Annotated in this window: 1 protein-coding gene; it reads left to right on the top strand. The window is 49.8% G+C overall.

Features of this window, described 5'->3' with window-relative positions:
- On the top strand, positions 1–558 hold a 558-nt coding region (locus R7O13_RS29705), incomplete at both ends, for an ABC transporter ATP-binding protein (protein WP_318305571.1).

Raw genomic sequence — 558 nt, 5'->3', positions numbered from 1 at the left:
CAAACCATTCAAAATAAAGTACAGAGCGCACTGGACATGGTCGAGTTGGGGCACGTTGGCAGTCGTTATCCAAAGCAGTTATCTGGTGGGCAGCAACAACGTGTCGCGTTAGCGAGGGCGCTTGTGTTTGAACCGAAACTCGTCCTGATGGATGAGCCTTTGGGCGCGTTGGACAAGCAACTTCGTGAGCAAATGCAGATGGAGATTAAACACCTGCACGAAAAGCTCGGCATTACGATTTTGTATGTCACGCATGACCAAGATGAAGCGCTCACTATGTCTGACCGAATCGCAGTTTTTAATCAAGGCGAAGTGCAGCAACTTGCCCCGCCAACGGAACTGTATGAATCTCCGAGTAACGCGTTCGTCGCTCAGTTTATTGGTGAAAATAATCAGCTTTCTGGTGTGGTAAAAGAGTGGCAATCAGAGCGATGCCAAGTCCAGGTCGGCCCCGCTCACTTCGTTGCCAAACCGGTTCGAGTGACCCAAAACGGCGAGCACACAACCTTGTCTATTCGACCAGAGAAAATTTCCATCCAACCTGATGACGAATCGTGT

It is taken from the genome of Vibrio sp. Y176, assembly GCF_033438945.1.
This window is presented reverse-complemented; position numbering and strand designations above follow the sequence as displayed.